The organism is Actinoplanes sp. NPDC051346, from assembly GCF_040682215.1.
Classification (GTDB): Bacteria; Actinomycetota; Actinomycetes; order Mycobacteriales; family Micromonosporaceae; genus Actinoplanes.
The window spans coordinates 15,883-29,424 of record NZ_JBFBAJ010000001.1 but is presented as its reverse complement, the minus strand read 5'-3'; the positions used below and the strand labels follow the sequence as shown (position 1 = coordinate 29,424).

Genomic DNA, 13,542 nt, shown 5'->3' with positions numbered 1-13,542 from the left:
GGCAGTGCGTTGCACGGCCGCAGGCCAGGCTTCATGGCGCGAGGCCGTGGAGTCCACGTTGCCTAGCGAGGAGGTTGGTCCGGCCTAGCCTTCGGTGTCGTCGAGGTCGCGGCGATGGACCTTCATCCACGCCTCCACGTCCTCGGTCAGCCAGACCTTGCCTTGCGCGAGGTCCGCGATCGGCGCGGGGAAGTCGGCCCTGCTGGTGATCTGATACGCCCGCTGCCGGCTCACCCCGCCCAAGCGGACGCGGATCTCGTGCGCACCCATGAGTCGGATCGCCTTAGCCACATGATCGACCGTAGGCGCATGACTATTAGTCATGGGTCAACTTGTTCAAAGACAGCTAGTTATGGGTCAACTACAGTGGCTGCATGACTACCCCACGCGGGCGGAGCCCAGATCCGGCTCCGCACCTGAGGACCCACAGACGCCATTGGCGCAGCCTGTGGCGCCGTTGCGCATGCGGTCACGATGTCCCATGTCCCTTCGACAAGGCGCCGATTCCGGGCGTCTCGGCGGCTCGCCGCGAGCAGGAAATGCGGGCCTCGAACGCCCATGACTGCCCGCCGGCCACGCCCCTACGGCGCACGCCGGACTTTCCCCGACCAACTCCAGCGGCTATGCCGCTCACCGTCGAAGCATCCGTCGTTCCCCGATCGCCAAGGGCTGCCCACACGGCGGACCGGCATACCGGATGGAATGCGGCATCGGGCCCAGAACCACCGCGGACAATCGGCACCCGGCGCCACGGGCCGCCACCAGTCCCAGTCATTCATCCACCATCAACAAGTGGGATCCATCCGCCGCCCACCCCTGAAATTCATCTGTCGACGGCCAGAGGAATTTCGCCACCCCCAACCCGAAGATCCGGCGGGCGGCCGCATGACACTCCTTCACACGGGGCAGCCGGCGCGTTTCCACCGACGGATCACCGATCCAATGACGAACATTCCAACTCCATGAGCAGAGCCTCGCCTCACGGCAACGAGCTCCACCGAAACCCCCTCCCCCAGGCACGAGAACCGACGCAGACACACGCACCGCCCGCGTGCGACATCCCGCACGAAGCCGCACCGCCAGCGCGCTATCTCCCACCCGGGAACACACACCGGGCACTCAACAACCCGGCCGAGCACCCACCGCCAGCACCCAACATGCCGCATGAGCACCCACCGCCAGCACCCAACATGCCGCACGAGCACCCACCGCCCGCGTCCCACATCCCGCACGAAGCCGCACCGCCAGCGCGCTTCCTCCCGCCCGCGAATACAAACGCGGCAGGCGACGCCTCACGCGAGAACGCGGGACCGGCTCACCGCTTCTTGGACGAGGAGGCGCGTCCAAGAAGCCGGATCTGGCGGACAGACGTTCCCGACGCTGATAGAGCACCCGGCGGCGCCTCGGCGAGGGACCTCGGATGGTGGAACACCGCAGCATCGCCTTCGGCGGACGCAACGACGCGTCCGCTGAACTCTGTTCAGCCCCCCTCCGCCGACGGCACTCCGCCCGACGGCGGAGGCTTCTTGCCGCCTGTTCACTGGGCAGTGCCGAGTCCCCGCACGCCGAACCATGACGCGGCAGCGACGGCGAACGCCCGATCATCCAGTCAACATCGATGTCGGCATGGCCCCAGAGACGGCCCCGCAGCCAGCGGCGCCGCCCACAACTACATGCCTGGTCGTCCCACGGAGCACACCGCACCTAGCGGACCGATGGACAACCACACACGTGGCAGACCCGCGGTGTACACCGCAGCTCGCAGCCCAGCGGACAACCCCACACCCGGCAGACCCGCTGTACACACCGCAGCTCGCAGCCCAACGGACAACCCCACACCCGGCAGACCCGCGGCACACACCGCAGCTCGCGACCCAGCGGACAACTACTCACCTGGCAGACCGGTGAACCACACCGCACCTGGCGGACCGGTGGACGTCGGCGGGCAGGAGGACAACGCCACATCCAGCGGGTCTGAGGACAACGTCGCGCTCTGCGCCTCTGCAGACCGCGCCGCGCCCAGATGGGCCGGACCCACGGTGGCCTTTGATCAGATCGGGAGAGCGGGCGCGCTCACTCCGGCGCAGGCCTTCCGTGCGAATCAGGGCCGCACATGACAACCAACGGCACGCGCTGTGCCGCAGCTTCGGAGAGCGATCAAAGTGACCAATTCTCGTTTCTGCTCAGGCGCGACGTCGCGACGTCGTCCGAACACCACTGCCTGCGGGGGACGCATCGGGGCCGCCCATGGTGATTATTCCGTACCCAGCCTGGCCGCCCATCGAGCATCAGGGCTTCCCACCTCGGTGGAACTGCGTGGCCTGTGCACGCCCATGGCCCTGCCCTCAGGCGAAAGCGGAACTCATCGTCGAGTTCCGGCGATATCCCTCGTGCCTGGCGCTGTACATGACGTCCTACATGGCCATGGCCGCCCACGACCTGACGGCGCGGGGCGAGCTGCCACCAGCCGATCTCTGGCAGCGATTTCTGGGATGGGTTCATCCTCGAAGGACCGGCAGAGAGGGCGAAGTTGGCTTACCTGCGGAAGCTGCGCCGATCGGCAACGAAACCACTACGCAGGCTCCCAGCGAAACAACTACGCCGCCTCCCAGCGAAACCACAACGCCGCCTCCCGGCGAAACCACAACGCCGCCGCCCGGCAAAACCACTGCGCCACGCCCCAGCGAAACCACAACGCCGCCTCCCAGCGAAACCACTGTCTCGGGTCTCGACGAAACCACTGCTTCCAATGGCGAGGAAGCCATCGATCAGTAGTGGGTGCCAGCGTTCCTCTCGTGACGCTTGATCCGCCGCGTATGCGCATGCAAACCCTTCACGGGAACCCCACGCCGGAGTGCCGCGGCCAGGCCTTGGCGGGCCAAACTGTGCGAGTCGCAGGGCCAGAAGCCACGGCAGGTAGTGCAGAAGCCGTCCTTGCGGGGCCGGTGATCCCGGTGCAGGCCGTGAGCCAGGCGCCAGATCAGCGGGTCTGCGCCGGTGGGCGGATCGGCCGGCGGTTGTTCCGGATCCCGGTCGAAGGTCGACAAAGCCACCCCCGGATGACGCAACAGTGAAGGGTAGACGGCGGCCGGGACCTTGGGGGACCGCCGACCGCCGCTCGCCACGCGATCAAGCTCGGCCTTCTCAGCGTGGCGGGACGATCATACCGATGTTCCTTCGTACGTACAATATTATGGAGCATCGTGACCACGTACGGTGTCTGCCATGATCGATCCCTCGGCCGACCGTGCGGTGTTCCGCCAACTCGCCGATCTGCTGCGCAGCCAGATCGACTCCGGCGAACTCTCGCCGGGCGAGCCGTTGCCGAGCGAACTGCGCCTGGCACAGGAGTACGGCATCAGCCGCACGACGGTCCGGCAGGCGATCGGCCAGCTCCGCACCGAGGGCCTGGTCACGGTCGACCGTCCTCGAGGGACGTTCGTGCGCGTGCCTGAGCCGATGGAAATCGTCACCCTTGGCCGCGGCGAAAAAGCCGGAGCGCGCATGCCCACCGACGCGGAACGTCGCACCTACCGCCTCAGCGAGGGCGTGCCCGTCCTGGTCGTCACCGCCACGGACGGCACGATCACGGTCCACCCCGCCGACCGCGTCCAACTGACGCGCCCCTGACGGCAGCGTCCCCCTGACGGCAACGTCCCCCTGACGGCAACGTCCGCCGCCGACGCCCCCGCCCTGACCGCGACGCCCGCCGCTGACGCCCCCACCTCTGATGCCCGTCACTAACGGCCAGACTCTGTCCGCGACGCCGTCGCTGAACTCCCGCCCCTCGCTGGACCCGACGGCCCGTCGCTAACCCCGACGCCTGTCTCTAGCGACACCCGCGAGGCCAGCCTCTACCGGCAGCCCACGCGCCAGCCTCGAAGCGTTCGTCCCCCCAGCTCGCAGCGCTACCGACCGGTCGCAGCCCGACGTCCCGAAGCCCTCCACCCCCGCCACTGCTCTCATGACGGCTGCCTCACTATCGCCGATAGCACTCCGGCAAGCTGCTTGGACACACGAATCCGCACCGGTGACCGGCGATCGACCGGCGTATGCCGGCTACCCACCGAGCGGCATCAAAGCGTCGGTCCAGAAACCCACCAGCGGCACCGAAGCGTCGGCCCAGAAACCCACCAGCGGCACCGAAGCGTCGGCCCAGAAACGCCGGGCCGCGATGATCCGCCGGCCTTACGCGCGGGTGCGGCGCCGGTAGCCGTGCGCTGAATCCCAGGATTCGATCACCAAATGGTCCGCCGGGTCGCCGACGTAGGTGAGCGACACCTCCCGCACGTCCACCCGGAAGTAGCCCGAATCCGGAAAGGGGCTGTCCGCCGGCACCGGCATCTCCACCGCCGTGCCGGTGAGCTTGGCGTCGCCCGGCCATCGCTCCGGATGGTCGGGCGGCGGATCCACGGAGGGGCTGTGAATCGCGATGCGGGGGTCGCGGCGGACGTCGAGGAGCTTCATCGAGCCACTCATCGAGCCGAATACGATCTCGCCGGCGTCGAAGCTGAGCTCCGTGCCGCTGATGCGGGGAGATCCGTCGCGACGGAGGGTCGCGATCGTCTTGTTGGTGCCCGCGTCGAAGCGAGACTTCACCTTGGCGGCGAACGCCGGGCTGTCCTTCTCTATCTCGTGCCAACTCGCCATGGTCCGACCCTAGAGCGAGGGTCCGACAAGAACGCCAACGTCAACGCCGCTGGAACGAGAATTGCGGCGGCACGCCGGGCGAATCGTCGGCGGGTGCCGGCACACCTGCCGAGGCGGAATGATGGACCGATGAACACCCGCGATGCTCATGAGGCGCTGCCGCCCGCCTTTCGCCAGGCCGTGGACGACTTCGGCCTGCATCTGGCTCGGGTCGACAACCGCTCCGCCCACACCGTACGGGCATATGTCGGTGATGTCGTTTCTCTCCTCGGTCATGCCGCCCAGGCCGGGCACTCCTCCCCCAGCGATCTTGACATCACCGTCCTCCGTGGGTGGCTCGCGCAGCGGATGTCCGACGGCGCCGCGCGCACCTCGCAGGCCCGCCGCGCGGCCGCGGCCCGCACGTTCACCGCGTGGGCGCATCGCTGCGGGCTGTGCGCGGCCGACGTCGGCGCGCAGCTCGCCAGCCCCCGAGCCCATCGCGATCTTCCGTCGGTGTTGCGCGCCGATCAGGCCGCGGACCTGGTCGTGACCACGACCGACCCCCATGGGGTACGCGACAGAGCGGTGCTCGAGCTCCTCTACGCGACCGGAGTACGGGTGAGCGAGCTCTGCGGCCTGGACCGCACCGACGTGGACGAGGCGCGTCGGGTGATCCGCGTCCTCGGCAAGGGCGCCAAGGAACGGGCGGTTCCCTATGGTCTGCCGGCGCAACACGCCCTGGACGACTGGCTGCGGCACGGACGCCCGAAGCTGGCCAACGCTGGCAGCCGCGACGCCCTGTTCCTCGGCGCCCGAGGCGGCCGGTTGCAGCCGACGGTAGTACGCCGGATCGTGGACGCGGCGGCCCGCGCGGCCGGCCTGCCCCACACCAGCCCGCACGACCTGCGCCACTCGGCGGCGACCCACCTGCTGGACGGGGGCGCCGACCTCCGGGCGGTCCAGGACCTGCTGGGTCACGCGTCGCTGTCGAGCACCCAGATCTACACCCACGTGTCGACAGAACGGCTCCGCGCGGCCTTCGAACAGGCCCACCCCCGCGCCTGAGACGATCCCGACACCAGACAAGCACCACAAGGTTCATCGAGCGGCGCCGACGTGCGCGGGGTTGCGCCGCCAGGCAGAGCGTCACCGCCACGCGGTACGACAGAGCCACACCACACCACACCACACCACCCCGGCACCCCGGCACCCCGGCACCCCGGCACCCCGGCACCCCGGCACCCCGGCACCCCGGCAGAGCCTCGGAACCCCATGGCGGCGCGGCAACCCCGCAACAGCACGGCAGCCCGGAACGGCGTTGCACCCCAGTGATGACCTGCTGATCGTCACGCGGCGCCCTCCACACCCCCGGCATCCGTCAATCACGCGACGCCTTCCACCGCGCGGCGCTCTTCAATGACGCGGCGCCTTCGAGAGCGCGGCACCCTTCGGCGACACGGCGTCCTCACGGCAACACCGCGTCCTGAGCGACATCGGCATCCCATGGCTGCGCCGGCGTCAAGTGGCGAGACCGGCATCCCAAGGCTCCGCCGGCATCCCCGAGGCGAAACCGGGATCCCCAAGCCGCCGCCGGCATCCCCGGGGCGAGGCGGCGACGATGGGCGGCGCGGGTGGCCGTTCTTGATCGTCGTACCCGGCATCGTGCGGTGACGTACGATCGCAGCGTGAGCGCCGGAGATCCGCCCCCGCCCATTCCGGGAGCGCGGCTCCTCTTCTCCCTCGATGCTGGCACCGCCTATCTCAACCATGGCTCGTTCGGCGCGGTGCCGATCAGTGTGCAACGCGCTCAGCAGCGGCTGCGGGACGAGACCGAGCGCAACCCGATGTCCTTCTTCGGGCCGCCCGGGCTTACCGATCGCATCGTCCATACCCGACGTCATGTGGCTCAGTTCCTCGGCGCCGATCCTGAGGGCAGCGCTCTCGTGCCGAACACCACCTCCGGTGTCTCGCTGGTGCTGCAGTCGGTGCGGTTGCAGCCCGGGGACGAGGTGCTGCTTACCGATCATGGGTACGGCTCGAACGCCCTGGCCACGCGGCGGCAGTGCCGGCGTGACGGGGCTACCGCGCGGACCGTGGCGCTGCCTGTCGATGCCGGGGACGCGGAGGTCGTGTCGCGGATCCGGAGTGCGCTGCGGCCGGGGCGGACGAAGCTGCTGATCGTCGACCAGCTCACGTCTCCTACGGCCAAGGTGCTGCCCGTCCGGGAGGTCGTGGCCGCCGCTCGCGAGCACGAGATCCCGGTGTTGGTCGACGCCGCGCATGTGCCGGGCATGCTGCCGGTCGAGGTCGACCGGATCGGCGCCGACTTCTGGGTGGGCAACCTGCACAAGTGGGCGTACGCGCCCCGGGGCACCGCCCTGCTCGTCGTGGCGCAGCCGTGGCGTCGCCGGATGGAGCCGCTCGTTGTCTCGTGGGAGCAGGATGCCGGCTTCCCCCTGTCAGTGGAGTTCCACGGCACGGTGGACTACACCTCGTGGCTCTCCGCACCGGCCGGGCTCTTCACGTTGCGTACTCTCGGCGTGGACACCGTCCGGAGTCACAATTCGGCGCTGGCGGCGTACGGTCAGCGGGTGGTGGGTGATGCCCTCGGCCTTGCGCCCACCGATCTGCCCGACCCGGGCGCTGCGGAGGCCTCGATGCGGGTGCTTCCGCTGCCGTCGGGCGTGGCGACGACGTATCCCGAGGCGCACGCCCTGCGGCAACACATCGCGGAGAAGCTGGCGACCGAGGTAGCGGTGAACGCGTGGGGTGGGCGCGGGTGGCTGCGGCTGAGCGCCCAGGTGTACAACCGCGCGGAGGAATACGACCGCCTTGCTCAACACCTGCCGGAGCTCCTCGCCAACCTGCGGTGAAGCGGTGGATAACCCGTGCGGACGCGAAACGCGGAACAGCCGCACCCTGACGCGAAGCGCAGGACACCCCGCCCGGACGCGAAGCGCCGAACACCCACACCCACACCCGGACGCGAAGCGCCGAACACCCCGCCCGGACGCGAAGCGCCGAACACCCACACCCACACCCGGACGCGAAGCGCCGAACACCCACGCCCGGACGCGAAGCGCGGAACACCACGCCCGGACGCGAAGCGCGGAACACCACGCCCGGACGCGAAGCGCCGAACACCTGCCCCGGAGGCGAAGCGCAGGACGCCACGACCGGAGGCGATGCGCGGGACACCCGCGACCGGAGGCGAAGCGCGGGATGCCCACACCCGGACGCGAAAGGCGGAACACCGGCACTCAGACTCAGGACTGGTCGGTCCGGACGCAGGCCATAACCCCGTTGGGGCGGACCGGTGCGGAAGTGCCGCAGCCGGGCGCCGGCATCACAGTGGCAGCAGGCGGACTTGGCCGAGGCCCAGCAGCGTCAGCGGGTCCAGATAGTCGGCGCCGCGGCGCAATCCCCAGTGCAGGCATGCCGGGGCCGGGCAGCCAGGGTGGCCTGGCGACAGCGTCCCGATCGCCTGCCCCGCTTGGACTGTGTCACCCGCTCGCAGCGAGATCATCGTGAGCGGTTCGTAGGTCGTGCGCAGGCCGCCGGGATGGGCGATGCTCACGACGCCCCGCTGGGCGACCGTGCCGGTGAAGATCACCGTGCCGGCGCCGGCCGAACGGACGGGTGTGGACGGGGTGGCGGCGAGATCCACGCCGCGGTGGCCGGCCAGCCAGGGCTCTGGTGGCGGGTCGAAGTGGCGGGTGATCGCGGTGCCGGGTATCGGCCATTGGAAGGGCGGCCACGGGATCGGCAGGGAGAGCAGGAGCGCTATCAGCGGAGTCATGCCCGGCATCGTGCCGGGTTCGGCCGCCCGGCGCGGGACGGCCTGTGGACAAACACCTAGCCGCCGGAATGCGCGGTACCCGGCATGCGACGACCTGTGGACAACGAACGCTGTGGACTGCGGTCAGCCGCCGAAGTTGGCGTCGTCAGGCAGGGAGATGTCCGGCTTCTCGAGCTCCTCGACGTTGACGTCCTTGAAGGTCATCACCCGCACGTTCTTCACGAAGCGGGCCGGCCGGTACATGTCCCAGACCCAGGCGTCGTGCATCTCGACCTCGAAGTACACCTCGCCGTCGGAGTTGCGCACGTGCAGGTCCACCTGGTTCGCCAGGTAGAAGCGACGCTCCGTCTCCACCACGTATGAGAACTGGCGGACGATGTCGCGGTACTCCCGGTAGAGCTGCAGCTCCATCTCGGTCTCGTACTTCTCGAGATCCTCTGCGCTCATCGCTTCTCGCCCTCCATGGCCTCATCTTCCCCCACCGACACCGGCGGTCGAGGCCGCTCGCCCGACGCCACGCCGACGGTACCCTCAAGCTCCGGCCAGAGCATCAGCGGCTCGGCGGAAGCCGCCGCCGAAAGCGAACCGGCACCCGAACCCGAGGACGAACCAGCACCCAAACGCGAACCGGCACCCGAACGCGAACCAGCACCCGAACGCGAACGCGAACCAGCGCCAGAAGGCGCGGACGAACCAGCGCCCGAAAGCGAACGCGAACCAGCGCCAGAAGGCGCGGACGAACCAGCGCCCGAAAGCGAGCGCGGATCAGCCTCAGAAAACGAACCCGAACCGCCATCGGCCGCCGGGGCAGCACCAGCATCCGAGGACGACGGTGAGGCGAAACCCGCCCCCCGCGCCTCCGCCGGACGCCGAGCCCGCGGCGGATGATCCCCACGCCCGGACGCCGCGGCCACATTCACATATGAGAACCGGTGCTCCACGCAAGGCCCGTGCGCTGTGAGCGCCGCGCTGTGTTCGTCGGTGATGTAGCCCTTGTGCACAGCGAATCCGTAGCCCGGGAATTTGCCGTCGAGCTCCACCATGAGCCGGTCCCGGGTGACCTTGGCGAGCACGCTGGCCGCGGCCACGCAGGCCGCTACCCGGTCGCCTTTCCACACCGCCAGCCCGGGTGCGCCGAGGCCGTCCACTCCGAAGCCGTCGGTGAGGACGTAGTCCGGGGCCGTGGTGAGCGAGGCCAGCGCCCGGCGCATCGCCGCGAGGTTGCAGACGTGCAGGCCCCGGGCGTCGACCTCCGCCGGTGGGATGATCACGACCGACCAGGCGAGGGCGCGCTTGACCACCTCGGCGTAGACGCGTTCGCGGGCGGCGGCGGTGAGCAGTTTGGAGTCGGCGAGCTCGTCGATCTCGCCGCGTTTGCCCTCGGGCAGGATGGCCGCGCCCGCGACGAGCGGACCGGCGCATGCTCCCCGGCCGGCCTCGTCGGCGCCGGCGACGTGGCGGAAGCCGCGGCGCTGCAGGGCACGTTCCAGCGCGTAGAGCCCGCCCTCGCGGCGGACGACGGTGCGGGGTGGGGCGAGCATCAGTGGCTCCGCAGCGATTCGCTCTCGGCCAGGCACCGCCGCAGCAGGCTGGTGAGGTCCAGCGGGTAGATCTCCTCGTCCGAGGCGTCGATCTCGGCGATGGTCCACCAGCGGTGCTCGGTGATGGTCCGCCGCTCGTGGGCGTCGAATCCGGCGAAGTCGACCTCCCAGGCGGGCACGCGGTGGAGGAAGAAATGCTGGTCCTGCCGGTACTGCCGGTGGTCGTAGCTGAACTCCGTCACCTCATGGTGCACGGGCTCTCCGAGCTCGGCGGGGTGGAGACGCAGACCGGTTTCCTCGAACAGCTCCCGGGCGGCGCCCTGCGCGTGGGTCTCGCCCTCGTCCAGGCCGCCGCCAGGGGTGAACCACCACCGCTGGCCGGGCCGAGCCGGGTCGCCGCCGTGCAGCAGCAGGACCCGCTGCGTCGCGTCGACGAGGAGGACCCGCGCGGCCCGCCGGTCGATGTGCGTCATACCCCCAGCCTATTGCGCCAGACATCGATCTTGAGCCCGGGTCCGCCCCGACGCCGAGAGCGGCATCCGGCCCAGCGCCGGGAGCGGCCTATTTGGCGGGCGCCGGCTCCGGGATGCCGTCGAACTGCTCGGGGACCGACAGCCAGGTCGCCCGGCCGACCGGCCAGAAGATCGTGAAGGCGCGTCCCACGATCGAATCCGTCTCGATCGTGGCCTCCTGGAGGTCCTGCTTGAGCTGGTAGTGCTCCAGCGAGTCGCCCGAGGCGGAGCGGTGGTCGCCCATCACCCAGAGCCGGCCCTTCGGCACGGTGATGTCGAACGGCTCGTCCGCGGGCGGATCGGGGTTGCCTTTGTCGTCCTTGTAGATGTACGGCTCGACCAGCGTGTGACCGTTGATCATCAGGCGTTGCTCTGCGTCGCAGCACACCACGTGATCACCGGCGACGCCGATGATGCGCTTGATGAAGTCTTCGCCCTCGGTGCCGCGCTGCCACTCGGTGGGTGCCTTGAAGACGACGATCTCGCCGCGCCGGGGCTCTCGGAAGTCGTAGACGAGCTTGTTGACCAACACCCTGTCCCACACGTTGAGCGTGTGTTCCATCGACGGCGACGGGATGTAGAAGGTCTGTAAAACGAAGGCACGCACGAGCACCGCGACCAGGATCGCCACGCCCAGCAGGATGGGGAGCTCACGCCAGAAGGAACCGCGGCGTTGCTCGCCGGTCTGCTCGTCAATCACGAACGGAGCCTACGTCCCCGAAGCCTGAACCACAGTCCGGAACGCGCGGATACGCCGACACTCAATAGCAATGGGAGCACTGCTGCCGCGGTGCCCGGATCGGGCTCACGGGCCGGGGACGATCCCAGTGGGGCGGCGCCGACGGGTTGGGCGGCGGCGTACGCCTTCCAGCTCTCGGGCACGGAAAGGCTGGTGAACCGATTCGTGGGCCAGACCACGACGAAGGCGCGGCCGATGACGTTGTCGATCGGGACGGTGCCCTGACACCGGGCGTCCTGGGACACCAGTCGGTGGTCGCCCATGACGAACATCTCATCCTGGGGAACGGTCACCTCGGCGAAGCGGCGGCTGCTGCACTGCCGCGGGTTGGGCGGCGCGTCGAGGGGTGAGTCCTCATACAGGTACGGCTCATCGATCGGCTCGCCGTTGACGGTGATCCGGCCCTTGTCGTCGCAGCATGCCACCTTGTCGCCGGGCAGCCCGATCACCCGTTTGATGAAGTCCTTCTCACCCGGGCGGCTGACGCCGACGAGGTCGCCGATGGTGCGCCCCAGCTTGGCGCCGAAGGTGTTGCTGATCGGCTCGGAAGGCTGTTCGGGTGCCCAGCTGTCGGTGCCGCGGAAGACGACGACCTCGCCGCGGACCGGGTCGCGCATGTCGTAGACGACCTTGTTGACGAGCACGCGGTCGCCGACGAGCAGGGTGTTCTCCATGGAGCCGGAAGGGATGAAGAACGCCTGGACGAGGAAGGTGCGGATGAGCACGGCGAGGCAGAAGGCCACGACCAGCAGCAGCGGAAGCTCCTGCCAGAGGGGCATCTCCTTGCGCCGGATCACCCGGCCGCGGCGGCGCCGGGAAGAGGATCCCCGGTACCCCTGCATCGGTTCCACGCTACGCATCTCCCGCCGCCGATCCGGTCGACCGCCCCGGATACAGCACTACCGCCCGCATTCCCTGTCGGGAACAGATCGGGCGGTAGTGCGAATGGCCGCCAGCGCGGCGAACGCCGCAATGGCACTGATTCCCATCCGTCACCGGCGCAAGCGTAGTTCGCCCGCGCAGTAAACGTTCAGTCCGAGTGAATACGGCCCGGACCGTTAGGGGGTTCAGCTGACGGTCTGCTTCTCGCGCAGCTCCTTGATCTTGGCCTTCTTGCCCCGGAGCTCGCGCAGGTAGTACAGCTTGGCGCGGCGAACGTCACCGCGGGTCACGACCTCGATGCGGTCGATGGCCGGGCTGTTGATCGGGTACGTGCGCTCGACACCGACGCCGAAGCTGATCTTGCGGATCTTGAAGGTCTCGCGGAGGCCACCGCCCTGGCGGCTGATCACGACGCCCTGGAAGACCTGGACCCGGGAACGGTTACCCTCGACGACCCGGGCGTGGACCTTGAGCGTGTCCCCGGCGCGGAAGGAGGGAATGTCGGTGCGCTGCGACTGGGCGTCAAGATCGTCCAGCGTGTTCATCGCTGCATCCTCGTGTTACTCAAAGCGCACCGGGAGTTCGATGCGCGAATGGGTGATTCTGATCTTCGGCGAGTTGCGGAAGATCCTCGTCCGGCCACCACGGCGTGGGGACGAACGGCAACCTCCCTACTTTGCCACATCCGACCCCGGGATCCGAAATCCGGCGTCCTCGATCGCCGCCCGATCTCGTCTGTCGAGGTTTTCGGCCGGGTACGCCTCGAACAGGTCCGGCCGGCGCGCGGCCGTTCGGAGCAGCGACTGCTCCCGCCGCCACCGGGCGATCCGGCCGTGGTCACCGGAGCGGAGGATCTCCGGTACGTCCATTCCCCGCCACGACGCCGGCTTGGTGTAGACGGGAGCCTCCAGCAGGCCGGCCGCGTGCGACTCCTCCGTCAGCGAGTCGGCGTTACCCAGCACGCCGGGCAGCAGCCGGGTGACCGCCTCCATGATCACGATGACCGCGACCTCGCCGCCGAAGAGGACGTAGTCCCCCAGAGACACCTCACGGACCGGCATCCGGGTCGCGGCGTCGTCGATGACCCGCTGGTCGATGCCCTCGTAGCGGCCGCACGCGAAGATCAGATGAGGCAACGCGGCGAAGGAGACAGCGTCCGCCTGGGTGAACGGCCGACCGACCGGGGACGGCACCACGAGCGTGGCCGAGGGCGACGTCACGGCGGAAAGGGCCGCGGCCCAGGGCTCCGGGCGCATGACCATGCCGGGACCGCCGCCGTACGGGCTGTCGTCGACGGTCCGATGCACGTCGGAGGTCCACGTACGCAGGTCGTGCACAGAGAGGTCGAGAATGCCGGCGGCACGGGCCTTGCCGATCAACGACAGGTCCAGCGGCGAGAAGTAGTCCGGAAAGATCGAGATGACGTCGACGCGCACG

At 69.2% G+C, this 13,542-nt stretch carries 13 protein-coding genes and 1 pseudogene; 4 read left to right on the top strand and 10 right to left on the bottom strand.

Features of this window, described 5'->3' with window-relative positions:
- Nucleotides 1-84 precede the first annotated feature (84 nt).
- Nucleotides 85-270 (bottom strand): DNA-binding protein, encoded by a 186-nt coding sequence (locus tag AB0M36_RS00140; protein WP_071809027.1) that lies wholly within the window; start codon nucleotides 268-270, stop codon nucleotides 85-87.
- Nucleotides 271-2,406: 2,136 nt separating this feature from the next.
- Between AB0M36_RS00140 and AB0M36_RS00135 the strand changes: the two genes are divergently transcribed.
- Together AB0M36_RS00135 and AB0M36_RS00130 are read left to right on the top strand one after the other, a co-directional pair.
- Nucleotides 2,407-2,775, top strand: coding sequence for a hypothetical protein (locus AB0M36_RS00135; protein ID WP_364150017.1), 369 nt, complete (start codon nucleotides 2,407-2,409; stop codon nucleotides 2,773-2,775).
- 450 nt (nucleotides 2,776-3,225) lie between these two features.
- Nucleotides 3,226-3,630, top strand: a complete 405-nt coding sequence (locus AB0M36_RS00130) for a winged helix-turn-helix domain-containing protein (protein WP_364150014.1) — start codon at nucleotides 3,226-3,228, stop codon at nucleotides 3,628-3,630.
- Between the two features lie 558 nt (nucleotides 3,631-4,188).
- Here the strand turns inward: AB0M36_RS00130 and AB0M36_RS00125 are convergent.
- Entirely contained in the window at nucleotides 4,189-4,650 is a 462-nt protein-coding gene (locus tag AB0M36_RS00125) for a pyridoxamine 5'-phosphate oxidase family protein (RefSeq protein ID WP_364150011.1), read from the bottom strand.
- Between the two features lie 129 nt (nucleotides 4,651-4,779).
- Here AB0M36_RS00125 and AB0M36_RS00120 point away from each other — a divergent pair, with 129 nt between their 5' ends.
- Together AB0M36_RS00120 and AB0M36_RS00115 are read left to right on the top strand one after the other, a co-directional pair.
- Nucleotides 4,780-5,697 carry a tyrosine recombinase XerC gene (locus AB0M36_RS00120; RefSeq protein ID WP_364150008.1) on the top strand — a complete coding sequence of 306 codons (918 nt, stop codon included), beginning with the start codon at nucleotides 4,780-4,782 and terminating at the stop codon, nucleotides 5,695-5,697.
- A 620-nt stretch (nucleotides 5,698-6,317) separates the two neighbouring features.
- Nucleotides 6,318-7,505 carry an aminotransferase class V-fold PLP-dependent enzyme gene (locus AB0M36_RS00115; RefSeq protein WP_364150005.1) on the top strand — a complete coding sequence of 396 codons (1,188 nt, stop codon included), beginning with the start codon at nucleotides 6,318-6,320 and terminating at the stop codon, nucleotides 7,503-7,505.
- 473 nt (nucleotides 7,506-7,978) lie between these two features.
- Here AB0M36_RS00115 and AB0M36_RS00110 read toward each other — a convergent pair whose 3' ends face one another.
- From AB0M36_RS00110 to trmD, 8 genes and pseudogenes are all read right to left on the bottom strand, one after another.
- Complete coding sequence (locus AB0M36_RS00110) at nucleotides 7,979-8,440, bottom strand: M23 family metallopeptidase (RefSeq protein ID WP_364150002.1); 462 nt, start codon at nucleotides 8,438-8,440, stop codon at nucleotides 7,979-7,981.
- Nucleotides 8,441-8,554: 114 nt separating this feature from the next.
- Complete coding sequence (locus AB0M36_RS00105; RefSeq protein ID WP_043532656.1) at nucleotides 8,555-8,878, bottom strand: DUF2469 domain-containing protein; 324 nt, start codon at nucleotides 8,876-8,878, stop codon at nucleotides 8,555-8,557.
- Nucleotides 8,879-9,297: 419 nt separating this feature from the next.
- Nucleotides 9,298-9,972: pseudogene (locus AB0M36_RS00100) on the bottom strand (ribonuclease HII); the annotation flags it as partial.
- Entirely contained in the window at nucleotides 9,972-10,445 is a 474-nt protein-coding gene (locus tag AB0M36_RS00095; RefSeq protein ID WP_364149999.1) for an NUDIX domain-containing protein, read from the bottom strand. The pseudogene AB0M36_RS00100 and the gene AB0M36_RS00095, both read right to left, overlap by 1 nt.
- 88 nt (nucleotides 10,446-10,533) lie before the next feature.
- Nucleotides 10,534-11,184, bottom strand: coding sequence for a signal peptidase I (lepB, locus tag AB0M36_RS00090; protein ID WP_364149996.1), 651 nt, complete (start codon nucleotides 11,182-11,184; stop codon nucleotides 10,534-10,536).
- Nucleotides 11,181-12,065 carry a signal peptidase I gene (gene lepB / locus AB0M36_RS00085; protein ID WP_364149993.1) on the bottom strand — a complete coding sequence of 295 codons (885 nt, stop codon included), beginning with the start codon at nucleotides 12,063-12,065 and terminating at the stop codon, nucleotides 11,181-11,183. Before lepB (AB0M36_RS00085) ends, lepB (AB0M36_RS00090) begins: the two co-directional genes overlap by 4 nt.
- Before the next feature lie 225 nt (nucleotides 12,066-12,290).
- Nucleotides 12,291-12,650, bottom strand: coding sequence for a 50S ribosomal protein L19 (gene rplS / locus AB0M36_RS00080; protein ID WP_364149990.1), 360 nt, complete (start codon nucleotides 12,648-12,650; stop codon nucleotides 12,291-12,293).
- Nucleotides 12,651-12,776: 126 nt separating this feature from the next.
- Nucleotides 12,777-13,541: a tRNA (guanosine(37)-N1)-methyltransferase TrmD gene (trmD, locus tag AB0M36_RS00075; protein ID WP_364149987.1), complete on the bottom strand. Its 765-nt coding sequence runs from the start codon at nucleotides 13,539-13,541 to the stop codon at nucleotides 12,777-12,779.
- Between the last annotated feature and the right edge of the window lies 1 nt (nucleotide 13,542).